Annotated in this window: 22 protein-coding genes; 14 read left to right on the top strand and 8 right to left on the bottom strand. The window is 65.2% G+C overall.

Features of this window, described 5'->3' with window-relative positions; translation table 11 throughout:
- Nucleotides 1-148 precede the first annotated feature (148 nt).
- The gene (locus ACEN8U_RS10255) at nucleotides 149-823 is read left to right on the top strand and encodes a LysE family translocator (protein WP_310108903.1); all 675 of its coding nucleotides are present in this window, start codon (nucleotides 149-151) and stop codon (nucleotides 821-823) included.
- 41 nt (nucleotides 824-864) lie between these two features.
- On the opposite strand, the gene ACEN8U_RS10250 is transcribed toward ACEN8U_RS10255, so the two are convergent.
- Nucleotides 865-1,038, bottom strand: a complete 174-nt coding sequence (locus ACEN8U_RS10250) for a DUF1289 domain-containing protein (RefSeq protein WP_013341401.1) — start codon at nucleotides 1,036-1,038, stop codon at nucleotides 865-867.
- 158 nt (nucleotides 1,039-1,196) lie between these two features.
- On the opposite strand from ACEN8U_RS10250, the gene ACEN8U_RS10245 reads away from it, so the two are divergent.
- A complete protein-coding gene (locus ACEN8U_RS10245; RefSeq protein WP_013591943.1) occupies nucleotides 1,197-1,517 on the top strand; it encodes a YnfA family protein in 321 nt (106 codons plus the stop codon).
- Nucleotides 1,518-1,526: 9 nt separating this feature from the next.
- On the opposite strand, the gene ACEN8U_RS10240 is transcribed toward ACEN8U_RS10245, so the two are convergent.
- Entirely contained in the window at nucleotides 1,527-2,036 is a 510-nt protein-coding gene (locus ACEN8U_RS10240; RefSeq protein ID WP_013591944.1) for a DUF1993 family protein, read from the bottom strand.
- A 298-nt stretch (nucleotides 2,037-2,334) separates the two neighbouring features.
- Between ACEN8U_RS10240 and ACEN8U_RS10235 the strand changes: the two genes are divergently transcribed.
- The 6 genes from ACEN8U_RS10235 (at nucleotide 2,335) to ACEN8U_RS10210 (ending at nucleotide 7,693) form a co-directional block, all read left to right on the top strand.
- Nucleotides 2,335-3,894 (top strand): S53 family peptidase, encoded by a 1,560-nt coding sequence (locus ACEN8U_RS10235; protein WP_310108902.1) that lies wholly within the window; start codon nucleotides 2,335-2,337, stop codon nucleotides 3,892-3,894.
- A gap of 102 nt (nucleotides 3,895-3,996) precedes the next feature.
- Nucleotides 3,997-5,652 (top strand): S10 family serine carboxypeptidase-like protein, encoded by a 1,656-nt coding sequence (locus tag ACEN8U_RS10230; RefSeq protein WP_310108900.1) that lies wholly within the window; start codon nucleotides 3,997-3,999, stop codon nucleotides 5,650-5,652.
- A 194-nt stretch (nucleotides 5,653-5,846) separates the two neighbouring features.
- A complete protein-coding gene (locus ACEN8U_RS10225; protein ID WP_310108899.1) occupies nucleotides 5,847-6,476 on the top strand; it encodes a hypothetical protein in 630 nt (209 codons plus the stop codon).
- 132 nt (nucleotides 6,477-6,608) lie between these two features.
- Nucleotides 6,609-6,968, top strand: coding sequence for a hypothetical protein (locus tag ACEN8U_RS10220; protein WP_310108897.1), 360 nt, complete (start codon nucleotides 6,609-6,611; stop codon nucleotides 6,966-6,968).
- A 306-nt stretch (nucleotides 6,969-7,274) separates the two neighbouring features.
- On the top strand, nucleotides 7,275-7,421 hold the full coding sequence (locus ACEN8U_RS10215) for a hypothetical protein (protein WP_310108896.1): 147 nt from the start codon (nucleotides 7,275-7,277) through the stop codon (nucleotides 7,419-7,421).
- A gap of 5 nt (nucleotides 7,422-7,426) precedes the next feature.
- A complete protein-coding gene (locus ACEN8U_RS10210) occupies nucleotides 7,427-7,693 on the top strand; it encodes an RNA-binding protein (protein ID WP_013591950.1) in 267 nt (88 codons plus the stop codon).
- 95 nt (nucleotides 7,694-7,788) lie between these two features.
- Here the strand turns inward: ACEN8U_RS10210 and nadE are convergent, their stop codons facing one another.
- Nucleotides 7,789-8,649 (bottom strand): ammonia-dependent NAD(+) synthetase, encoded by an 861-nt coding sequence (gene nadE, locus ACEN8U_RS10205; RefSeq protein ID WP_310108894.1) that lies wholly within the window; start codon nucleotides 8,647-8,649, stop codon nucleotides 7,789-7,791.
- 249 nt (nucleotides 8,650-8,898) lie between these two features.
- On the opposite strand from nadE, the gene ACEN8U_RS10200 reads away from it, so the two are divergent.
- Nucleotides 8,899-9,930 (top strand): L,D-transpeptidase, encoded by a 1,032-nt coding sequence (locus tag ACEN8U_RS10200; RefSeq protein WP_310108891.1) that lies wholly within the window; start codon nucleotides 8,899-8,901, stop codon nucleotides 9,928-9,930.
- A gap of 62 nt (nucleotides 9,931-9,992) precedes the next feature.
- Here ACEN8U_RS10200 and ACEN8U_RS10195 read toward each other — a convergent pair whose 3' ends face one another.
- Complete coding sequence (locus ACEN8U_RS10195) at nucleotides 9,993-11,552, bottom strand: ABC1 kinase family protein (RefSeq protein ID WP_310108889.1); 1,560 nt, start codon at nucleotides 11,550-11,552, stop codon at nucleotides 9,993-9,995.
- Nucleotides 11,553-11,766: 214 nt separating this feature from the next.
- Here ACEN8U_RS10195 and ACEN8U_RS10190 point away from each other — a divergent pair, with 214 nt between their 5' ends.
- Entirely contained in the window at nucleotides 11,767-11,970 is a 204-nt protein-coding gene (locus ACEN8U_RS10190) for a hypothetical protein (RefSeq protein WP_014973191.1), read from the top strand.
- Nucleotides 11,971-12,051: 81 nt separating this feature from the next.
- Here ACEN8U_RS10190 and ACEN8U_RS10185 read toward each other — a convergent pair whose 3' ends face one another.
- The 4 genes from ACEN8U_RS10185 to ACEN8U_RS10170 all read right to left on the bottom strand — a co-directional run bounded on the left by ACEN8U_RS10185 (nucleotide 12,052) and on the right by ACEN8U_RS10170 (nucleotide 16,814).
- On the bottom strand, nucleotides 12,052-13,185 hold the full coding sequence (locus ACEN8U_RS10185; protein WP_310108887.1) for an amidohydrolase family protein: 1,134 nt from the start codon (nucleotides 13,183-13,185) through the stop codon (nucleotides 12,052-12,054).
- Complete coding sequence (locus tag ACEN8U_RS10180) at nucleotides 13,182-14,489, bottom strand: MFS transporter (RefSeq protein WP_310108884.1); 1,308 nt, start codon at nucleotides 14,487-14,489, stop codon at nucleotides 13,182-13,184. The genes ACEN8U_RS10185 and ACEN8U_RS10180 overlap by 4 nt, the downstream gene beginning before the upstream one ends.
- A 76-nt stretch (nucleotides 14,490-14,565) precedes the next feature.
- Entirely contained in the window at nucleotides 14,566-15,840 is a 1,275-nt protein-coding gene (locus ACEN8U_RS10175; RefSeq protein ID WP_310108882.1) for a CaiB/BaiF CoA-transferase family protein, read from the bottom strand.
- Nucleotides 15,837-16,814: a hydroxymethylglutaryl-CoA lyase gene (locus ACEN8U_RS10170; protein ID WP_310108879.1), complete on the bottom strand. Its 978-nt coding sequence runs from the start codon at nucleotides 16,812-16,814 to the stop codon at nucleotides 15,837-15,839. The genes ACEN8U_RS10175 and ACEN8U_RS10170 overlap by 4 nt, the downstream gene beginning before the upstream one ends.
- 182 nt (nucleotides 16,815-16,996) lie before the next feature.
- Between ACEN8U_RS10170 and ACEN8U_RS10165 the strand changes: the two genes are divergently transcribed.
- The 4 genes from ACEN8U_RS10165 to ACEN8U_RS10150 all read left to right on the top strand — a co-directional run bounded on the left by ACEN8U_RS10165 (nucleotide 16,997) and on the right by ACEN8U_RS10150 (nucleotide 20,807).
- The gene (locus ACEN8U_RS10165) at nucleotides 16,997-17,794 is read left to right on the top strand and encodes an IclR family transcriptional regulator (RefSeq protein WP_310108877.1); all 798 of its coding nucleotides are present in this window, start codon (nucleotides 16,997-16,999) and stop codon (nucleotides 17,792-17,794) included.
- Between the two features lie 281 nt (nucleotides 17,795-18,075).
- The gene (locus ACEN8U_RS10160; protein ID WP_310108875.1) at nucleotides 18,076-18,558 is read left to right on the top strand and encodes an SgcJ/EcaC family oxidoreductase; all 483 of its coding nucleotides are present in this window, start codon (nucleotides 18,076-18,078) and stop codon (nucleotides 18,556-18,558) included.
- 267 nt (nucleotides 18,559-18,825) lie between these two features.
- Nucleotides 18,826-19,068 carry a DUF3460 family protein gene (locus ACEN8U_RS10155; RefSeq protein ID WP_310108873.1) on the top strand — a complete coding sequence of 81 codons (243 nt, stop codon included), beginning with the start codon at nucleotides 18,826-18,828 and terminating at the stop codon, nucleotides 19,066-19,068.
- Between the two features lie 209 nt (nucleotides 19,069-19,277).
- The gene (locus ACEN8U_RS10150; RefSeq protein WP_310108871.1) at nucleotides 19,278-20,807 is read left to right on the top strand and encodes a PAS domain-containing sensor histidine kinase; all 1,530 of its coding nucleotides are present in this window, start codon (nucleotides 19,278-19,280) and stop codon (nucleotides 20,805-20,807) included.
- Nucleotides 20,808-20,985 lie beyond the last annotated feature (178 nt).

Genomic DNA, 20,985 nt, shown 5'->3' with positions numbered 1-20,985 from the left:
GCGGGCGCTTTGGGTGTCGTGGCGAAAATCGGTCGAAAACGCCGCGATATTAGCGCATTCCTCCATTGCTGATTTCATGAGATCCGAAATTCGCCAACAAACCCTCCGCCGACAATAGCAACATAGAGCCCTGAACACGGAGGCTCACATGATTTCCGCACACTTGCTCGCTGTCTATATTGCCGCGCTGCTGGTCGTCTACGCGATGCCCGGCCCGGACATGGCGCTGATCCTGCAAACGAGTATCGGGCGCGGCGTGCGCAGCGGCTTCGCGGCCGCGTGCGGGCTCGGCGTGGCGCGCGCGATCCACGTGACGCTGTCGGCTTGCGGCGCGGCCGCGCTGCTTCGCAACGCGCCCTGGCTCTACGACGTCGTGCGTTACGGCGGCGCGGTTTATCTCGCGTGGGTCGGCATTCAGATTTTCCGCTCGCCGGTGTTCGCGCTGCCCGACGCCGGCGCAAAGCGCGCTGGGTCGGCCGATGAAGCCGGCTCGACCGGGCACGCTTTCGGCGCGAGCGTGCGCCAGTTGCGGGCTGCGTTCGTCAAAGGCTTGTTGACCAATCTGCTGAACCCGAAGGCGCTGCTGTTCTGCTCCGTGCTGTTGCCGCAGTTCCTGCGGCCGGAGGCGGGACCGGTCTCGTTGCAGATGATCGAGCTCGGTTCGGTGCTGCTTGCCGTCGGCATGTGCTTCGACTTGGCCTATGCGGTCGGCGCCGCGCGCATCGCGCAATGGGTGCGCGCGCATCCGCTTGCGCAGACGCTGCAGCGCTGGACTTTCTCCGCGGCGCTGATCGGCTTTGCAGTGCGGCTGTCGCTCGATTGAGGGCGTGGCCGGGCTGGCCGTGCCGGTAGCATGGGGCGGCGCTATCGGTTCAGCTTGCGCTCGCGGCGCGAGCGGTCGTCGATAATTTTTTTGCGGTGCTTGTCTTTCATCTTCTTCCAGCTTTTGCATTCGTCGCGCGTGCGCAGGCAGCCGATGCAGTAGCCGGTTTCGCTGTCGAATTTGCAGATGTCGATGCAGGGCGATGCAGTGCTCATGTCGGGCTAAGAGGTCGTGAATGGGTGACACGTGCGGCGACTGTCGCACAGCCTCGACTCGTGCGCCAGGTGATTGTGTTAATAAAGGCGATAGCGCGCCGGCCTGCGCGCGCACCGTCGCGCGCGGCCACACCAGGAACACCCATGACTTATCGCTGATGAAAACTCTGCTGCTTTACGCGATTACCGCCGTTGCCGAAATTCTCGGCTGCTATTTGCCGTGGCGCTGGCTGAAGGAGGGCGGCCCGCTCTGGCTGCTACTGCCGGGCGCGCTCAGCCTCGCGCTCTTTGCCTGGCTGCTCACGCTGCACGGCACCGCCGCCGGCCGCGTGTATGCGGCGTACGGCGGCGTGTATGTGGCGGTGGCGATTGCGTGGCTGTGGTGCGTCGACAAGGTGCGCCCGACGCTCTGGGACGCAGCCGGCGTCGCGGTGACGCTGGCCGGCATGGCAATCATCGCCTTCCAGCCGCGCGTGTGACGGCTGCGCTTACTTGAGCCCGCCGAGATAGTCGAGCTTGCCGAGTTCCACCCCGTTATGGCGCAAGATGTCGTACGCCGTGGTCACGTGGAAGAAGAAGTTCGGCAGCACGAAACCGAGCAGATACGACTGGCCCGTGAACTCGATCGGGCCGGTGCGCATTTTCAGTGTGATCGCGCGTTCCTCGGATCCGTCGATCTGCTGCGGGCTGAATTCCTTCAGATAGTCGATCGTCTTTTGAAGGCGGGCATGCAACTCGTCGAAAGTCTGCTCGACGTCTTCGTATTTGGGCGCTTCCACGCCCGCCAGACGCGCGGCGCAGCCCTTGGCGGTATCGCTCGCGATATACACCTGGCGCACGAGCGGCAACATGTCCGGCGCGAGGCGGGCGTTCGTGAAGACCGACGGTTCGATCTGCTTCGCGGCGGCGTGCGCCTGAGCCTTCCCGAGGATGGCTTGCAGATTGGCGAGGCCGCGGATCAGCACGGGCAGTGATGCTTGATACATCGAAATTGACATGGGGTTCCTCGGATTCTTCGATCGTGCGCGCACGACGCGCGCGAGGCAATGTAACGGCGCAATGGCCGCTGCAGCATCATAGCGGAGCGCTGCGGACCGTGCATGAGACGGCCGCCGCGTTAGCCATCCGGCCGACTGCCGCGCATGCCGGAACTGTGGTCGAATGCATGGGTCCGAAGGTTTGCGCAGTCGTGCGCGCAGCACCTTGTAATAGCTGTCGTCGGTCAGCGAGTGGATGGGGCGCCCGCGCCGCTCCGCGTCGCAGCCGGCGCCGTCATGCCAGGAGGAGAACCGATACATGGCCACCAAGCACCCGCTGCCCGGAAGCGAGCGAACGGTAGAACAAGGTTCGAAACTGATCGGAGCCTGCGATCCCGCGGAGAAGATCGAGGTTTTCGTCATGCTGCGCCGCCAGCAGCAGGCGCAGTTCGACGCGCTCATGAGCCGCATCGAAGCCGGCGACCCCAACGTGCAACCGCTGTCGCGCGAGGCATTGGCCAAAGACTATGGCGCCGCCCCCGGCGACATCGCCAAAGTCAAGGCATTTGCCGCCGCGCATGGACTGACGGTGGTGCGTGAGGACGCAGCCGCGCGCTCGGTGCTGCTGTCCGGCACCGTCGCGCAATTCCAGAGCGCGTTCGAAGTCAGGCTCGACAAATATGAGCACCATACGGCCGGGGAATTCCGCGGCCGTACCGGCGCGGTCAACGTGCCGGACGATCTGCATGGTGTTGTCGAGGCGGTGCTCGGGCTCGACAACCGCCCTCAGGCGCGGCCGCACTTTCGCATCCGGCCGCCGTTTAGCGCCGCCAGAACGCACCAGGCTTCGTTCACGCCGCTGGAACTGGCCTCGCTCTACCAGTTTCCGCAAGGCGACGGCGACGGGCAGTGCGTCGGCATTATCGAGCTGGGCGGCGGCTACGATCCGGCGGATCTCAAATCCTATTTCGCGAGCCTCGGCGTGCCCGCGCCCATGGTGAAGTCCGTGAGCGTCGATCAGGCGCGCAACGAACCGACCGGCGATCCCAACGGGCCCGACGGCGAGGTCACGCTCGACATCGAGATTGTCGGCGCAATCGTGCCGGGCGCCACGATTGCGGTGTATTTCGCGCCGAACAGCGATGCCGGTTTTATCGACGCGGTCAGCCGCGCGGTGCACGATACGGTCAACAAACCGTCGGTGATTTCCATCAGTTGGGGCGGTCCGGAGTCGGTCTGGACGAGCCAGTCGCTGGCGGCGTTCAACAGCGTGCTGCAAAGCGCGGCGGCGCTCGGTGTGACGGTGTGCGCGGCGTCGGGCGACAGCGGGTCGAGCGACGGCGCCGGCGGCGGCAATCACGTGGATTTCCCGGCGTCGAGTCCCTATGTGCTCGCGTGCGGCGGCACGAGCCTGAGCGCGTCGGGCAGCGCGATCACGCATGAGGTGGTCTGGAACGACGGCCCGCAAGGCGGCGCGGGCGGCGGTGGCGTCAGCGCCGCGTTTGCACTGCCCGCGTGGCAGGATGGGCTCTCGGTGGTGTCGTCGGCGGGCGGCAAAAAGCCGCTCGCGAAACGCGGCGTGCCGGATGTCGCCGGCGACGCTTCGCCGCTCACGGGCTACACGGTGCTCGTTGCGGGCACGCAAACGGTGGTGGGCGGCACGAGCGCCGTCGCGCCGCTGTGGGCCGGGTTGATCGCCCGCATCAACGCGGCCCGAGGCGCGAGCGCGGGCTTCGTGAACCCGAAGCTGTACAAGGCGGCGGGCGCGTGCAACGACATCACGCAGGGCAACAACGGCAGTTTCGCGGCATCCGCGGGCTGGGATGCCTGCACGGGACTCGGCAGTCCCAATGGTCAGAAGGTGGCCGCCGCACTATAGTCGGCAGGAGGGTCGGCAAGGAGGTCGGCAACCAGCTCGGCAACCAGTTCGGCAACCCCTTGCAGTACCGGCACAAGACGTGAACGTACCCATGGAGCGATCATGACAGGCACAGAGCCAGCGTCCGTTAGTCCGCAGTCGCCGCACAATTCAGAAGCTTCCGCGAAACCCGCCACGCCTCACGGCAAGCGCAAGGCGGCCGATCAACCTTTCTTCGATCCGGTCGCCTACGGTAACGGGCCGGACGATTCCGTGACCGCGACCGACGAGAGCGCGGCGATCACGCATCACTCGGTCACGATAGGCGGCAAGAAGATCGATTACACCGCGACGGTCGGCCATCTGGTGATCGTCGACCCGAGCAGTTCTGAGCCGGCGGCGCGCATGTTCTACGTCGCCTTCACGCAGGACAACCAGAAAGAGGAAACCCGGCCGCTCACGTTCTTCTATAACGGCGGGCCGGGTTCTTCGGCGGTGTTCGTGCTGCTCGGCTCGTTCGGGCCGCGCCGCATCAAGACGTCGATGCCGAACTTCACGCCGCCCGCGCCCTACACGATCGAGGACAATCCGGACAGCCTGCTCGACCGGAGCGACCTGATTTTCATCAATCCGGTCGGCACCGGCTATTCGGCGGCGATCGCGCCGAAGAAGAACCGCGACTTCTGGGGCGTCGATCAGGACGCCGATTCCATTGCGCAGTTCATCAAGCGTTTTCTGACGAAGAACAACCGCTGGAATTCGCCCAAGTATCTGTTCGGCGAGTCGTACGGCACGGCGCGCAGCTGCGTCGTCGCATACCGGCTGCACGAAGGCGGCGTCGACCTGAACGGCATCACGCTGCAGTCGTCGATTCTCGACTATACGCAGGCTGGCAATCCCGTCGGCGCATTGCCCACGGCCGCCGCCGACGCGTGGTATCACAAGAAGCTCGGTGTCGCGCCCCGGCCGACGGATCTCGGCGCGTTCGTCGAAGAAGTCGCCCAGTTCGCGCGCACGGACTATCTTGCGGCGCTGCGCAAATTTCCAACCACGGATTCGGCGACGGTCGAAAAGCTCTCGGAATACACCGGCATCGACAAGACGACCTTGCTCGCGTGGAGCCTCGACATTGCGTCGTACGACAGCCGAGGCAACTCGCTCTTTCTGACCACGCTGCTGAAGTCGCAAGGTCTCGTGCTCGGCGCGTATGACGGCCGCGTCACCGCCATCGGCACCGGCATTGCCGGCAAGATCGACCCGAACTCGGGCGGCAACGATCCGACCATGACCGCGGTGTCGGGCGTCTACACGACCATGTGGAACGTCTACCTGAACGAGCAGTTGAAGTACACGTCGAACTCCGCCTTCACGGACCTCAACGATCAGGCGTTCCAGTTCTGGGACTTCAGCCACATCGACCCGACAGGCGCCCAGAAGGGCGTCGACGACAAGGGCAACGTGATCCTTTACACGGCCGGCGACCTGGCCGCGGTCATGGCGCTCAATCCCGATCTGAAGGTGCTGTCGGCAAACGGCTTTTACGATTTCGTCACGCCGTTCTATCAGACCGTGCTCGATTTGCAGCAGATGCCGCTGCTCAGTCAGCAGGTTCGGCAGAATCTGTCGGCGCGCTTTTATCCGTCGGGCCACATGGTTTATCTGGACGGCGCGTCGCGCACGGCGCTGAAGGCCGACCTTGCGAACATGTACGACTCGGCGGTGGCCAACACCGAAGCGCTTGGCCGGATTCGGGCGCTTCAGGCGCGGGTCGCGCATTAGCGGCGCATTAGCGGCGCATTAGCGGGCAGGGCAGGTGTCCACGGCGGCAGCGGGGCGCCGTGGAGTTCGTGGAAAGCCCGTTAAGACGCACGCCGAAGCTGCGCTTAACGGGCTTTTTTTACGCATGCCTCGTGGATATGTTTTAATTGTCTTGCGAATTGAACTACTGCGCGCCTCGAGAGGCGCGCCGACGAATGAACGCAGGCATTGCAGACAGGCGTCGCACCGGCTGTTCCGGCGACCACAGCGGCAGTATCTTTCGACCCTATTCACCGGCGGTGAGGCTGCGGCGCGCGCATGTTTCGCTTCTGCTGGGTTTGAGCGCGCTCGCGGCGTTGCACGTCGGCCCGGCGCACGCACAGCACGCGGGCATGCTCGACGAGCGCGTGACCCAGCAATCGATCCGCGAGACGATATGCCGGCCGGGCTATGCGAGCGCGGTGGCGCCGCCGTTCGATGAACTCATGGCGCATAAGGACCGGATGCTCGCGGAGCGCGGCATCGACGCCGACGACGGCGCGGACTTCGCGCTCGATCGGCGCGTGCCGGTGGTGCTTGGCGGTTCGCCGGATGCGCCGTCCAACCTCGGCCTTTTGCCTTGGGCGGGGCGCCAGGGCGAGCGGCGCAAGGCGCGCGCGGCGGTCATGCTCAAGCGCTGCGTCTGCGAAGGCAAGCTGAGTCTCGCTGAAGCGCAGGCGGCGATCGTCGGCGACTGGTCTGTGGTCTATTCAGGATTCAGCCAGGCGTCCTGCGACATCAGCCGGCTGGACGTCGCGACCGGTGCGGAGAACCGGCGTCGAACGGAGCGCAGTACGTCTCCGTAAGGTCGCGGCGCGGCTGTGAATGTGCTGTCCCGAGCCGTGAGCCGACTGGCTCCCGCGCTCCCGCGCTCTCGCGCTCCAGCAACGCGCGTCCGCGTTCAATTACCGACCCCACTCATTCCCCGGAGAATTACCATGTCCCAATCATCTCTTGCCGCCGCGACTCTGGCGGCGCTGACGTTGGCGGGCGCAGCCGGCAGCGTGCCCGTCTTCGCCGCCGAGTCCGCCCATTGCGGCACGGCCGACGCGCTGCGGATCCGCGGCGACGTGCCCGCCGCCATCAGCTTTGACGTGTATCGCCAGTTGCGTCCGCTCAATGCACAACGCATCGCGCTTTTCCAGTCCGCGGGCGAAGTGAAACACCTGCCGGACGGACTCGCGGTGTGCGAAGTCGCTGACGACGGGGTGGACGATCCCTCCGCGGTCCTGGTCGAATTGCCGCAGGGCAAGAACGCGTGGTGGGTCAGCGCGGCCAATGTGCAGAACGCCGACTGACGCTCGCCCGCTGTGTTCGGTTTTTCCATCGACGGCATGAGTGCAACGAACGGCGGCGCGCCGCGAGGCCCGCTTCTTGCGACCGGACTCCGCGTGTAACGAGTCGGCGGCGCCGCAGCGCTCAGGCAGCATCGGCCGGCAGGGAGCCTCGCTGACGAACGGACATCGCATGGTTCGGGTACAGTGCAGTGATCCTCGTCGAATGCATGTTTGCCCTTCTGACGCCGCGTCGCATCGCATGTACGATTGGCGGTGACTATCCTCGCGCAGGGCGCTGGCGGGCCCACCGAAATACGGAGATTCCGAATGATTGCTTTCTACCTGTCATTGGCCGCGCTCGGCGCGGCGGGCGCCGCATTCATCCGCGAACTGGCGGCCGCACGGGCTAAAGAGCGCGCGGCATTGCGCCCCGCGCGCGTGCGCGCCGACAGGCGCGGCAGCCGCCGAGGGTAGGCCGCATGAACCTGATCGTGCGCAACATCGCCCCGTCGTGCAGTGAGCAGGAAGTGCGCGAATTCCTTATGCGCGAGCTCGGGCATTACGCGCGCAACGTCGAAGTGATCGACGCCGGCAAGCCCGGCGCCTACGCCACTGTGGAACTGGACGCGCAAGTGCCGTATGTCGGCGAAGTCATCGCGCGGCAGATTCACGGCAAGCATCTGGGCGGCGTGGCGCTGGAGGCAAGCGCCGATCTGTTCACCGACGACCCGCCGCCGGCTCACTAGGCGCCGCTATCGGGGGGCCGAGGGCGGGGGCCCGGAGCTCAGCAGCCGAGGTCCGACGCCCAAACCCCAAGCCCAACGCCCAAGCCCAACGCGCCTCATTCCCCCGCTGCCGGCTGCGGCCAGTCGAACGGCGTGTACGGCAGCGCCCGTTTATGCCGCGTCGCATGGTAGAAACGCAAGATGATAGTGCGCGCCTCGTCGCTGACCGGCTTGCCTTCGAGAAAGTCGTCGATCGTCTCGTATGGAACGCCGTAGGCCTCTTCGTCCGGTCGTTGCGGACGCAACGCTTCGAGGTCCGCTGTCGGCACCTTGTGCGCGAGCGCGTCGGACGCGCCCAGCGCCTTCGCGACCGCGCGCACGCGGCGCTTGTTGAGTCCAGCGAGCGGCAGCACGTCGGCGCCGCCGTCGCCGAACTTTGTAAAAAAGCCCATCAGCGATTCGGCGGCGTGGTCCGTGCCGATCACGACGCCCGCGCGCGTGCTGGCCACGGCGTACTGCGCGATCATTCTTTGCCGCGCCTTGATATTGCCGTGCACGAAGTCTTCCTGCGCGTCGTCGGCGAACGGCAGGCCGCTTTGGTGCAGCGACGCGAGCATGGCGTCGGCGGCCGGCTTGATGTCGATGGTCAGCGTCTCGTCCGCGCGAATGAAGGCGAGCGCCTGCTGCGCGTCCGCCTCGTCTTTCTGCGCGCCGTGCGGCAGGCGTATCGCGATGAAGCGGGCATCGTAGCGTTCGCCGCGCAGACGCTCGACGGCCAGTTGGGCGAGCCGCCCGGCCGTCGTCGAATCCACCCCGCCGCTGATGCCGAGCACATAGCTCTTCAGGCCATTGCCACGCAGGTAGTTCGCGAGAAAAGACACTCGACGCTCGATCTCCGAGTGGGCGTCGAACCCGGTGGTGAGGTGCATTTCCGCTGCGATGTCTGCCTGAAGCGCGGTCGGATCGGTCTGCTTCATGGTGCTGTTGCTCCTTGCATCGTGGATGCAGTATCTGACAAGGTCTGCCCCCACCTGAGCACGTAGCGGACCCGCCTGAGCGCAATCGACAGATCGCCATGCGCTGCGTAACATCTCCGGTTCCGAGCGCCGCATCGACCTGCGAGCAGCCCATAATAATCACATCAGTGCGAACCCGCGATGAACGACTTCGAGCGGCCTCGCCCGCCTGTATTGAACCGCCCGGCTTTCACACGAGTCGCGCGGCGAATGAGCTTTCTCATGCAATGCGCATTGAGACGGCCGCGCCATCCTTGCACTGGCGTGGACGCGTTGCGCCTCCTCGCGCGCGAACCGGCTTCAGCGCTCGCGCGTTTCCTTTGCTTCGCTGCGCTCGTTGTGCCGGCTTGCGCGAGTCTCGCCCTCACTTCCCCCGCGGCGGCGAGCGGGGCGGCTTCTTCCGGCGCTGCGCCGTCCGTGGGGTTGTCCGGCAGGCTCCCGGTCGCCGCACCGGACGCGGCCGGCGTCGTGGACCCGCGCCGCGCGCTGGCGCTGCACGATGTGTTCGTGCGGCAGGTCACCCGCCGGCTCAACGTGCCGGCCGGCGAGCAGCGCGCGTACGCCGACCGTCTCCAGGCGGCGTTGCGCGAGCACGCGCTCGGCCAGCTGTCGGGTGAATACGTCGTAATGGTCGACCGCAACGCCAACGTGCAGGCGCTCTTCATCTACTTTCGCGCGACGCCCGCCGACGCGTGGCGGATGATCGGCGCGTCGCCCGTGTCCACCGGCCGGCCCGGCGAGTTCGATCATTTCGTGACGCCGCTCGGCGTCTTCGAACATACGCCCGCCAACATGGATTTCCGCTCCGAAGGCACGGAGAACGAAAACCATATCCGCGGCTACGGCAAGCGCGACATGCGCATCTTCGATCTCGGCTGGGCGCAGGCCGAGCGCGGCTGGGGCAAGGGCGGCGTGTCGCAGATGCGCTTCCAGATGCACGCCACCGATCCCGAGCGCCTCGAGCCGCTGCTCGGCGTGCGTCATTCGAAAGGCTGCGTACGGATTCCCGCGTCGCTGAACACGTTTCTGGATCACTACGGCATTCTCGACGCGGAATATGCGGCGCTCGTCGATTCAGGCAGATCGCTGTGGGTGTTGAAGAGCGATCGGGAAATCGTGCCGTGGGCAGGCCGCTACATCGTCGTGGTGGACTCGGCGCGCGGCACTCGCCCCGCGTGGGCGCCGGCGCCGGGTGCGAAGGCGCATGCGAAGGTGCCGGCGGGGACCGACACGGCGGACTGATCGACGGACTGCCTGGCGCACTGCGCGACGGACTGCACACGCCGCCGCATTGCGTCAGCCGGTCAGCGCATCAGCAACACCGTGCCCGCGCCGACCATTCCGCCGCAGAGCACGCATGCCCACAACAGCGCGCGCGTGCGTCGATATTCGCGGCCGAGTTCGGCAAGCAGTTGCGCGTTCTGCCCCGGCGTGCGCGCGCGATCGTGCTCGTGTTGCAAGTAGCGCACCGCCAGTTGCGGCACCCGCGGCAGCATGTGCGCAAGATGCGGCAGCTCGCGCGAAATGCGCTTGAACCAGCCGCGATGATCGATGTCGCGCCGCGCGATATCCGCGAGGACGCGCCGCGCAATATTCCATGTGTCGACACCCGGATGGAGCGCGCGCGCCAGCATCTCCGCCTGCTCGAAGGAGCGCTGCGCGGTGGCGAGGCTGCTCGCCACCGCGCCGTCGAAGGGGTGCACCGCGTACAGCAGATGGTGGAACAGCGAGCCCGCCGAGCGGTCTCGCGGGGCCGCCGCGAAGTGCGCTTCGGCACGCGTGCGCAATTCCGCTTCGAGCAGCTCGGCGCGGGTGTCGTGCGGCACGTGCCCGGCGTCTTTATGCAATTGCGCGAGGCGGCCGTAGTCCTGCTCGAACAGCGCGGTCGCGCCGTGCACGAAGAACTCGCGCTCGCCGGTCGACAGGCTCGACATGATGGAAAACTCGGCCAGCACGAGACGCCCGAGGGAATCCGGCTCGATGCTCACGCGTACGCGCCGCGCGTCGAGCGTGGCATGGAAGAAGCCGTGCTCGAAGGCCTGTTCGGTCACCACTTCGACGATATGCGCGGCGAGCGGCGCCAGTTTCACGTGATGTGCACGCAGGCCGCTCAGGTCGCTCGCCGGCAAGGTGGTGATGCGCTGCACGGTCAGCGCGTGGTTCGTGCACAGGTCCCAGATCACGTCCGGCACGACGAGGCGCGAGTCACCTTCGAAATGGTGGCCGGTCTGACTCAGGTTGGCCGCTTCGGCGCGCAGATCGAAGCGGCGCAGGAGGTCGTCGGTAAAGGTTTGGGCGAGCGAGCGCAGCCGCAGGCGGCGCGCCGTGCCCGACAGCTTTTCGAGCCAGCGCGCGACCCAGCGCAATAGCGCGAGTTCGTCGCCGATCTGCTGCAGCTGGCCGGCGCGCAGCAGCTTGATCGCCACCTCGCGATGACCGTTGATCGGCGCGATGAGCCGCGCAAAATGCGTCTGTTCGGCGAAACCGCTTTGCACAGGGACCGGGTCCACCGCGCTGAACAGCGTGGCGAGCGGGCGGCCGAACGCGCGCGCCAACGCTTCCTCGGACTCGCGCGGCGGCAGCGGCGCTTCGAGGTGATCGATTGCGTCGATGGCATCGTGCAACGTCGCGTTCGCCAGTTCCGGATGCTCGACGAGCGTGGTCGCGAAGCGGCCGGCCAGCGGTCCGAGCGCCGGCAGCAGGCCGTGCACGCTGCGCGCGCTGTCCGCCGACGCGTGCACGCGGCCGACCAGTTCGATCATCCAGTGGAGCTTGCGCTCGGGCGGCGCGGCGAGCCAGATCAGGCGCGCGCCGTAGCGTAGCGCATGGTAAAGCAGCAGTAAGCGGCGAAACAGTGGCGGCATCGTTTTTCGGTAGGCGGCAAAGCGGCGCGCGCGAGAGTGCCGCGCCGCGGGCCAGGATGCTCAGATTATCAGGGATGCGCGTCGGCCGCGGTGGTGTGGCTCGCGTCTTCATCGCCGTCATCGCGGGTGTGACCCGCTTTTCCGGGTCGGCGGAGATTGGCCAGCCTGCCGTCAGGAACGCGCGTTGCGCGACAACAGGCTTTGGAGAGACCAAATGGAAAACTACGCAGGCAAGTCCCACGACGAGCGCGTCGCCGCGCGTAAGGGCAAGCCCGTCGCCGCGCAGGAGCAACCAGGCGGCGAGATGGCCGTGCCGGGCACCATGCCCGATGAAAGCCATAGCTGCGGCGAATTGTCGGAGGCGGGAAAACGCGCGTGGAGGCAAGGCAATACGATTGGCGGCAAACCGGAAGAGTGAATGAGGCGGCTGCCGCAAGGGCGCCGGCCGGTGACGAATGCCCCGGCGGCTCTCGCGGCAAGCATGGGAATCTCGCGTGAATTATGCGAGGCGGTAGACCTTTGCAACCGTCCCGCGGAACAGTGCTTCGCGTTCTCCCGGGCTTGCTTGGGCGGTCAGGCGCTTGAATGCATTCCAGCCGTTGCTGAAAGGATAGGAGCCCTTATCGACAGGAAAGTTGCTTTCAAACATGCAGCGCTCGGCGCCGAAGGTTTCGATGCAAGTGTGCATCCAGGGTTTCCACGCTTGTGCCAACTGCTCCGATGACGGCGGCAAATCGCCCTTTTCGAAATGGAATCCGTTGATCCGCATGCCGAGGCCGCCGACCTTCACGTAGACATTCGGCAACTGCGCAAGCTCGCGCATGGACTGCGACCAGCTGTCGAACACCTCCTTGCGCCGGTCCTCGTAACTCGCAATCCGCACAATGCCGCCGCAATGGTTGATGATGACAGGCGTGTCGGGGTAAGCCTTGGCAAGATCGAACAGTTCGGGGAGCTGAGGAAAAAAGAGCCACGCATCGTAGGAAAGGCCTAGCGGCCCGAGCTGCGCGACGCCTGCGCGGTAGTTGCGATCCAGGAGCAGCCCGCGCGGCGCGGCCGAAAGCGGGTTGACGAGAGTCGGGTCCGCGTCCCACGTGACGAGATGCCGGACGCCGCGAAAGCGGCCGTCCGCGGCCTCGAGATGCGCTTCGAGCACCTCGCGCACTGCCGCGCCGCGACGCATGTCCGCGTAGCCGACAATGCCTTGCGCGACACGCGGCTTGCCCGTCTGCGACGAGGCCGTCGCGCGCGTGACATACGCAGTCTCACCCACGGGCCGCAACTCGTCGGGCCCCGACTGCCGGTAATGAGTGAGCGCCTGCATGTACACGGACGCCGTGATGTTATGCCCCGATTGTGCATCGGCGAGGTATTCGTCGAGCAAGTAGGTCCAGCCCGGGCGGTCGTAAAAGTGATGATGTGCGTCGATGATCGGCATCTGCGGTTCGAGAGCCGCTTCCGTGCCGGATGCGAGCCAGTCGGAGCGAATGGGCAGATAGTTGCTGGTCGGCTTCATGGCGCGCGTCTCTTCCTTTGCGAATGCCTGTGTAGCGGCGAGGGTCGGCATGGCGAGTGTTGCGGCCGCGGCGCGAACGATCCGTCTGCGCATCGGCGAGCGAAGCGGGGTGCTCATCGTTCACCTCGATTGAAAAAATACAGGGAAAGCGTAAGTAACGTGGTGATGCCGAGCACCACGGCAAGACCGAACATGCCGGCGGTGAAGGTGCCGAAGCTGTCCTTCAGGTAGCCGACGAGGTACGGTCCCGCAAATCCGCCCAGCGCGCCGATGGAGTTGATGACCGCGAGACCGCCGGCGGCCGCCTCGCCGGACAGGAAGCGGGCGGGCAGCGTGTAGAAGATGGTCCGCCCGGCGATGGTGCCGATCAGCGCGAGCGTGATGCCGACCATGGCCGGCAAGAGCTGATGGAAGTAGGTCGACACGGCGAGCGCGAGCGCGCCGATGAAAAGGCCCGCCGCGAGGTTCGCAATGTGGCCGCCGCGGCTGTCCACACGCTTGGCCCACCACAGCAACGCAATGGTCGCAAAGAAGTAGGGCACGGCGGAAATCCAGCCGGTCTGCGTGACGCTCATGCCGTGCGCCTTGAGCATCTGGGGAAGCCAGATGCCGATGCCGTACGAGCCCATCGTGAAGCCAAACGAAATCATGGCGAGCACGTAGACGCGGGCGTCTTTCAGCGCGGCGCGAAAGTCCTTCTTTTTCTGCGCCGATGAGCCTTCGCGGTCGAAGGCAGTTTGTAGTGCGAAGCGTTCGTCGGTGGACAGCCATTGCGCATCGGCGGGTTTATCCGCGAGGAGCTTCAACACCAGATAACCGAGCAGACATGCCGGAAGGCCTTCGACAATGAACATCCACTTCCAGCCGGCGAGCCCGAGTACGCCGTCCATGTGCAGCAGCCATGACGAGAGCGGACCGCCGACGAGCGACGAGAGCGGCGTGGAGACCGTGAACCACGCGAGCACCCGTGTCCGGTAACTCGGCGGAAACCATACCGCGAGAAAGAAGATCACGCCGGGAAAGAAGCCCGCCTCGCCGATCCCGAGCAGTAGCCGGATCGCGTAGAAGCTGGTCGGCCCCACGGCGAGCGCCGTAGCGGCGGCCATCAAACCCCACGTGATCATGATGCGGGCGAGCCAGCGGCGCGCGCCGAAGCGATACAGCGCGAGATTGCTCGGCACTTCGCACAGACAATACCCGGCGAACATGATTCCGGCGCCCCAGCCGAACTGCGTCGCGCTCAGGCCGAGATCGCGGTTCATGGTGAGCGCCGCAAAGCCGACGCTCGTGCGGTCCAGATAGTTGAAGAAGTACGCGAGGGCGAGAAGCGGAATGAAGCGCCACGCGGCTTTTCTGACTGCCTGCTGTTCGAGCGTGGCAGATATCTCTACCGTCATACCGGAAGAAGAGAGGGAGGTCATTGTCGTCTCCAGACAATTGGCTGGCGAGTCGGCCGCATGGCAGCCGCTCTGCCGCATTTTTTGAAGGCCGTTGCGCTCAGGCGCTGGCAAGCTCGTTGGCCGAGGGGCCCGACGGGTCGCCCACCGGCGGTGCCTGGCAGCGGACGACACCTGCATCGACGAGCTGTTTCGTTTCGTTCTCCGAATAGCCGAGTTGGCGCAGCAGCGAGTGCGTGTCCTGACCGAGTGCCGGCGGCGCGGCGCGCAGCCGCAGGCGCTCGCCGCCGAGCGTGAGCGGCAGCAGCGCCGTTCGTGTCTCCACGGCTTGACCGGCGCCGCTGGCGTCCGGCGGCAACGTGACGTTAGCGAGGCCGCCGGTAGCAAGCAGATGCGGATCGTCGAACAGCTCCTGCGGCTTCGTGATAGGCGCATACGGCAGTCCGATGCGCTCGAATACCGCGCTGATTTCCGCAGCGGTGAATGCTTCCATGTGCCGGCGCAAAATCGGCAGAAGCCATTCCCTTGCCTCGACACGCTGGTTGTTCGTCGCGATCCGCTCGTCGGACTTCAGTTCGGTGAGGCCGAATGCATCGCAGAAGAGCGCCCATTGCGTGTCGGAGACGACAGCCAGAAAAATCTGCTCGCCGTTCTTCACGGAGAACACGTCGTATACCGCCCAGGCGGAGACGCGGCTCGGCATCGGCGCGGCGGCCTGGCCCGTGACCGCGTATTGCATCATGTGCTGGGCCACGAGGAACACATTGTTCTCGAAGAGCGCGCTCTGCACCTCCTGCCCCTTGCCCGTGCGCTCGCGTTGCGCGAGCGCGGCCATCGCACCGATTGCGCCGAACATGCCGCCCATGATGTCGTTGACGCTCGTGCCTGCGCGCAGCGGCCGTCCCTCGGGGCCCGTCATGTAGGCGAGACCGCCCATCATCTGCACGACTTCGTCGAGCGCGGTCCGGTGATCGTAGGGACCCGGCAAAAAGCCTTTATGCGAGACGTAGATGAGCCGCGGGTTGAGCGTCGACAGTGCCGCGTAGCCGAGGCCGAGCTTCTCCATCGTGCCGCTCTTGAAGTTCTCGCTGAAGATGTCGGCGTGTCCGACGAGCTTGTGCACGATCTCGAGCCCGCGCGGATCTTTTACGTCGACGGCGATACTTTTCTTGTTGCGGTTGAAGGTGCCGAAAAAGCCCGCGCCCGAACCGCGCAGCGCGCGCGTGCTGTCGCCCGTCATCGGCTCGACCTTGATGACTTCCGCGCCGAGATCCGCCAGCACCATGCCGCAGGTCGGGCCCATCACCATGTGGGTCATCTCGATCACACGCACGCCGCTGTAGGGCAGTGGCTGATTGGCGTCGGTCCCGCTCATTGTGCGACTCCCAGCAGGCATCCTTCCGGCTGCGGCGCGCTCGGCGCGCGGCCGTCCGCATAGCGGAATCCCTTGGGCAGTCCTGCGTCCTGCACGTGGCCGTACAAGGCCTCGCCGGGTAGCGCTTCGGCGAGAATGGCCCGCGCGGCGACCAGCGCGTCGATGTCGATGCCGGTGTCGTAGCCCATTGATTCGAGCACGAACGTGAGGTCTTCCGTCACGATGTTGCCGGTTGCGCCCGGTGCATAGGGGCAGCCGCCGAGACCTGCCTGGCTCGCGTCGATTGTCGTGACGCCTGCATCCAGTGCGGCGACGACGTTCGCAAGACCCTGGCCGCGCGTATTGTGAAAGTGGGCGCCGCCTGCCTTGTCGCCGAGTTCGGCTCGCAGTCGCCTGAACAATGTGCGCACCTGAGCGGGATCCGCGTAGCCGCTGGTATCCGACAAGCCCACTTCGTCCACGCCGCATTCGGCCATCGCGGTGCACATGCGCAGGGTCTGATCGCCGCTGACTGCGCCGGCAATCGTGCAACCGAACGCAACCGATACGCCGGCCTCGATTTGCACGTAAGGAAAGCGCGCGTTGCGCAGCGCGACGATCTCGCGCACTTCGTCGATCATCTGCTCCGTTGTCTTGCGGATGTTGGCCATGGAGTGCTCGTTCGTCACCGAGACCGGCAGGGTTACCTTGTGCACGCCCGCTTCGAATGCGCTTTGCGATCCGCGCAGATTCGGCGCCAGCACCGCCACGTGCAGACCGGGAATGGCCAGTGCATGCGCGACGACTTCGCGAATGTCGGCCATTTGCGGCAGCAATCGGGCGGGCACGAAGGAGCCGACCTCGATTTCCCTCAGGCCGGCGGCCGCGAGCGCGGAAATCCAGCGAAGTTTGGCGTCCGTCGGCATGACGGTTTTGATGCTCTGCAGGCCGTCGCGCGGACCGACTTCGCTGACGAGAATCTGGGGTGCTGACATGAGTGGCGGCTCCAATGCATGTTCTACGTGGAAGAACATCGTTCTGTTAAACAGAACTATATGGCCAGGTAAGCCATGAGAAAACCGGGGTAAACCCGTTTTTGGTCGATGATTGTGTGCAACTTGCGTTCTGTACCGCAGAACGATAGAGTGTCTGCTTCAGGCGACGGACAGATAGAAGCGTGGCTCACGACATAGAGACATCGACGGGTACGGACCCGTCAACAGCGGACGAAGGCTCGAGCGGCGTTGCAGTGCTGGATCGCGCCTTCGCCATCCTCAATGCATTCGGACCCGGGGATAACCGGCTCTCGCTTGCAGAGCTTTCGCGCCGCACGAACTTGTACAAGAGCACGCTGTTGCGGCTCCTCGGCGCGCTGGAGCATGGCGGATTCATTCGCCGGCTGGACGACGGGCAATATGCCATCGGCCCGCAGCCGCTGCGCCTTGCGGCGCTTTATCAACGCTCGTTCGAAGTCGGGCCCGTGATCGAGCCGATTCTTCAGCGGCTGAGCCGCGAGCTTGGCGAGACGGCGTCGCTTTATGTGAGGCAGGGCGATCAGCGGCTCGTGCTGTTTCGGGTGGAACCGGCGCGGGCCGTGCGTGTGTCCATTCGCATCGGCGAGGAGTTTCCGATTAACAAGGGCGCGTCGGGCAAAGTGCTGCTCGCGTTCAGCGATGTCGACGACCCGCGCGGCCACACTATCCGCGAGCGGCTGTGGGCGGTGTCGCATGGCGAGCGCGATCCCGAGACGGCGTCTGTCTCGGTGCCTGTTTTCGGCGCGACGGGGCAGCTGATCGGCGCGCTCGCCTTGTCCGGACCGAAAGCGCGCTTCGACATGGCGTCGGCCTTTACCGCGGCGTTGACGGCGCTGCTCGACGCCGCGAAACAGGCAACCGTTGCGCTCGGCGGCGAAGGGGCGCGCTTTGACGCGAGTATTGCGATGATGAAGCGGGAGGGGTTTACAGATGCGCAGTAGCGGGGTGTAGCGCAAGGCGATCGGGAAAGACGCTGACTACTTCTGCCTTCGCGTGCGAACGCGCGAATTTCCGGCCCGGCGCAAGCCGGGCTTTTTCGTGTAACGGCGCGGCGCGTTGCAGCCGCGAGAGCCCTGCGCAAAGGTGCGCTAGCGCACAGACGACGGTATCCCTGCTTGTTGAAGTGAGATCGTTTCATTGCGCTCGCGCCGTCTCGCTTCTGGACTCGCGGGCAAGATCGGACGCGAACGCATTTCTCCACCCACCATCGGGGAGGTGCCGCATGAAGTCATTGACCGTTGCCGCTCTCGCGCTGGCGTTCGCCGGATGCGCCGCCGAGCAGGGGGCATCGAACAACGCGTCGTTGCCGGCCGGTTCCAGTTGCAAAGCGACCACGAACGAAGAGATCGCCGCATTGTTCGATAGATGGAATCAGTCCCTGCAAACCGGCGATCCTCACAAGGTCGTTGCCAATTATGCGGAGCGGTCCATTCTTCTTGCTACCGTCTCCAACCAGCCTCGCCTGACGGTGGCCGAGAAAGAGGACTACTTCCATCATTTCCTGCAAGATCGCCCGTCGGGAAAGATCGATTTCCGCTTTATCGAACTCGGATGCAACTCGGCCGTGGACGCCGGGCTTTACACCTTCACGTTCGCGAGAAGCGGGGCCGTGGTCAAGGCCCGCTATACGTACACTTATCGCTGGGATGGGAGACAGTGGCTGATTACGAGCCATCACTCATCGGCCATGCCTGAAAAAGAGTGACGCAGGCAGGCGCGCTCGCTCCATGACGTGTTCCCTTAGGGAGATGCAAATGGCGGCTTTGGCCAGATAGCCGGATGCCGCCTCCTGGAACGGGGCTTGCGCGACGATGGTCTGCGCTTCGCGGCGGCGCAACGCAGCGCCACGGGCCGCCTTGGCGCCCGTCGCAGTGCGCTGCATCGACCAGCGCGCGAGCCGGCTTCCCGCAGCCGGGTGGCATGCCGTTAGCTGCGCATGAGGCCGGTGCATGACGAGTCAGGAGCACGTCGCATGAAACTGTTCAACCGTTCGCCCAAGGCGCATTCCGTCACTAACGCAGGGTTCTATCTGTCGCCCTTCGAGCAGTTCCTCAATCAATACAAGGCAGCGCATCCGGACGTCGACAGGGAACAGATGGCGGGCAGGGCACTGCTGTGGGACAAGATTCCGATGACGACTCAGACGACCGACGAGCCGTACGGAAAGAACCGTCTCGCTCAGCCGGGTTACGTTTACTACAGCGACGTCGACTAGCCGCTGTTGCCATTTTTGCGCGTAAGAATCGCCATTCCCGGAGTGGCGCGTCGGAGAGCCGGCCGCAGGGCATGCCTCGGGGAGGCCGGACGGTCTTTCGTGCGCCCGCCAACTGACGCGCACGGGTGCCGCCGGCCTGACTGCGGGATGTGAGGCGTAAAATAGGCCCTCGAAGTGCATTTTTCCACCTCACACCGGAACAGCCTGATATGAGTCAGATGGACAACAGACAGGACGCGACGCGCGAAACCGAGGAGCAGTTCCGGATCCTCGTTCAGGGCGTGACTGACTACGCAATTTTCATGCTGTCGCCCGCAGGTGTCGTGACGAGCTGGAACGTCGGCGCGGAGCGGATCAAAGGGTATCGGCAGTCGGAGATCGTCGGCGAACATTTCTCGCGTTTTTATACCGATGAGGACAAGGCGGCCGGCGCACCGGCTTTGATACTTGCCACGGCGGCCAGAGAGGGCCGCGCCGAACGCGAAGGATGGCGGGTTCGCAAGGACGGTAGCCGCTTCTGGGCGCATGTCGTGGTGGATGCGATTCGCGACGAAGCCGGTGCCCTCGTCGGGTTCGCGAAGGTGACGCGCGACATCACCGAGCGCAAGGAAGCGGCGGCCGCCCTCGAAAAGGCCAACGCCGCGTTGTTCCAGGCGCAGAAAATGGAGGCGATCGGGCGCTTGACGGGCGGTGTCGCGCACGACTTCAACAACCTGCTGGCGGTGATCTCCAACGGTCTGGAGGTGCTTGCGATCCAGTCGCGCACGGCGATCGACAAGAAGATGATCGAAGGCATGCGGCGGGCTATCGACCGCGGCGCGTCGCTCACCCAGCAACTGCTTTCGTTCGCGCGTCAGCAGCCCTTGCAGGCGCAGGTGTACGAGCTCAATGCACTGATACGCGAATTTGCGCCGATGCTCTCGCGTGCAGGTAACCGCAGCACGCATGTCGAGCTGGCCCTGCAGCCCGGCGAGGCTTTCGCTCTCGTCGACGCGGCGCGTTTCGAGGCCGCGCTGCTCAATCTCGTTGTCAACGCAGTCGACGCCATGCCGACCGGCGGCGTTGTTACGATCGCCACCGAGACGGTCCAATCGGATCTGCACATGGCGCCGGCGCTGCCGGTTGGGCGCTACGTGCGCATCTCGGTGTCGGATACCGGTTCAGGCATGTCCAGCGAGGTGCTGGCGCAGGCGTTCGAGCCGTTTTTCACCACCAAGCAGCCGGGCAAGGGCACCGGGCTCGGGCTAAGCCAGGTGTATGGCTTCATTACCCAGTCGGGCGGCGACGTGCACCTCTCCAGCCAGCCTGGCAAGGGTACAAAGGTCGATCTATACCTGCCGCTTGCGCAACCCGCGGCCGCGGTCAGTGTGCCCCTTGTTGCAAGGCATGAGACGGTGCTGCTTGTCGATGACGAACCGGACGTGCTCGGCGTCGCGTCGGAACTGCTGATGAGCATCGGCTACGAGGTGGTGCCCGCGAGCAGTGCGTCGGAGGCGGCCGAGATTCTCAAGGAGCGCAGAGACATCGGCGTCGTCTTTACCGACATCACCATGGCGCACGGCATCAGCGGGCTCGAACTGGCGCGCCTCATTCGCTCGCAGTATCCGGCAATCAGGGTCGTGCTGACGTCGGGCTATTCGGCGGCTCCGTTGCGCGACGAAAAAAGCGGCCTCGGCGATCTGATCTTCGTGCAGAAGCCCTATCGACTCGCCGACCTTGCGAAGGCGCTGCGCGCCTGAGCCGCGGTCATGCACGCCGGCAGGCTGTCGGCGTGCATGGCCTCTTCACACATCGATTGACTCGTGCCCCAGCATTGCTTGTTCCCGGACGCGCGCTCAGCCGGTATTACGCAGTTTGCGTAATCCGCCGGCAAGCCGTGACTGTGCTGGCTTTCACACGCGCCGACGCGTTTTTGAT

Source organism: Paraburkholderia phenoliruptrix (assembly GCF_047325075.1).
GTDB classification, from domain to species: domain Bacteria; phylum Pseudomonadota; class Gammaproteobacteria; order Burkholderiales; family Burkholderiaceae; genus Paraburkholderia; species Paraburkholderia phenoliruptrix.
This window is presented reverse-complemented; position numbering and strand designations above follow the sequence as displayed.

Bases quoted from the DNA above. Each gene is read 5' to 3' on its own strand.
- ACEN8U_RS10210 (WP_013591950.1), top strand. From the start codon at position 7,427: ATGAACCTGATCGTGCGCAACATCGCCCCGTCGTGCAGTGAGCAGGAA.
- ACEN8U_RS10200 (WP_310108891.1), top strand. From the start codon at position 8,899: ATGAGCTTTCTCATGCAATGCGCATTGAGACGGCCGCGCCATCCTTGC.
- ACEN8U_RS10155 (WP_310108873.1), top strand. From the start codon at position 18,826: ATGAAACTGTTCAACCGTTCGCCCAAGGCGCATTCCGTCACTAACGCA.
- ACEN8U_RS10150 (WP_310108871.1), top strand. From the start codon at position 19,278: ATGAGTCAGATGGACAACAGACAGGACGCGACGCGCGAAACCGAGGAG.
- ACEN8U_RS10245 (WP_013591943.1), top strand. From the start codon at position 1,197: ATGAAAACTCTGCTGCTTTACGCGATTACCGCCGTTGCCGAAATTCTC.
- ACEN8U_RS10240 (WP_013591944.1), bottom strand. From the start codon at position 2,036: ATGTCAATTTCGATGTATCAAGCATCACTGCCCGTGCTGATCCGCGGC.
- ACEN8U_RS10185 (WP_310108887.1), bottom strand. From the start codon at position 13,185: ATGAGCACCCCGCTTCGCTCGCCGATGCGCAGACGGATCGTTCGCGCC.
- ACEN8U_RS10235 (WP_310108902.1), top strand. From the start codon at position 2,335: ATGGCCACCAAGCACCCGCTGCCCGGAAGCGAGCGAACGGTAGAACAA.
- ACEN8U_RS10230 (WP_310108900.1), top strand. From the start codon at position 3,997: ATGACAGGCACAGAGCCAGCGTCCGTTAGTCCGCAGTCGCCGCACAAT.
- ACEN8U_RS10225 (WP_310108899.1), top strand. From the start codon at position 5,847: ATGAACGCAGGCATTGCAGACAGGCGTCGCACCGGCTGTTCCGGCGAC.
- ACEN8U_RS10190 (WP_014973191.1), top strand. From the start codon at position 11,767: ATGGAAAACTACGCAGGCAAGTCCCACGACGAGCGCGTCGCCGCGCGT.
- ACEN8U_RS10220 (WP_310108897.1), top strand. From the start codon at position 6,609: ATGTCCCAATCATCTCTTGCCGCCGCGACTCTGGCGGCGCTGACGTTG.
- ACEN8U_RS10170 (WP_310108879.1), bottom strand. From the start codon at position 16,814: ATGTCAGCACCCCAGATTCTCGTCAGCGAAGTCGGTCCGCGCGACGGC.
- ACEN8U_RS10160 (WP_310108875.1), top strand. From the start codon at position 18,076: ATGAAGTCATTGACCGTTGCCGCTCTCGCGCTGGCGTTCGCCGGATGC.
- ACEN8U_RS10250 (WP_013341401.1), bottom strand. From the start codon at position 1,038: ATGAGCACTGCATCGCCCTGCATCGACATCTGCAAATTCGACAGCGAA.
- ACEN8U_RS10180 (WP_310108884.1), bottom strand. From the start codon at position 14,489: ATGACCTCCCTCTCTTCTTCCGGTATGACGGTAGAGATATCTGCCACG.
- ACEN8U_RS10175 (WP_310108882.1), bottom strand. From the start codon at position 15,840: ATGAGCGGGACCGACGCCAATCAGCCACTGCCCTACAGCGGCGTGCGT.
- ACEN8U_RS10195 (WP_310108889.1), bottom strand. From the start codon at position 11,552: ATGCCGCCACTGTTTCGCCGCTTACTGCTGCTTTACCATGCGCTACGC.
- nadE (WP_310108894.1), bottom strand. From the start codon at position 8,649: ATGAAGCAGACCGATCCGACCGCGCTTCAGGCAGACATCGCAGCGGAA.
- ACEN8U_RS10215 (WP_310108896.1), top strand. From the start codon at position 7,275: ATGATTGCTTTCTACCTGTCATTGGCCGCGCTCGGCGCGGCGGGCGCC.
- ACEN8U_RS10255 (WP_310108903.1), top strand. From the start codon at position 149: ATGATTTCCGCACACTTGCTCGCTGTCTATATTGCCGCGCTGCTGGTC.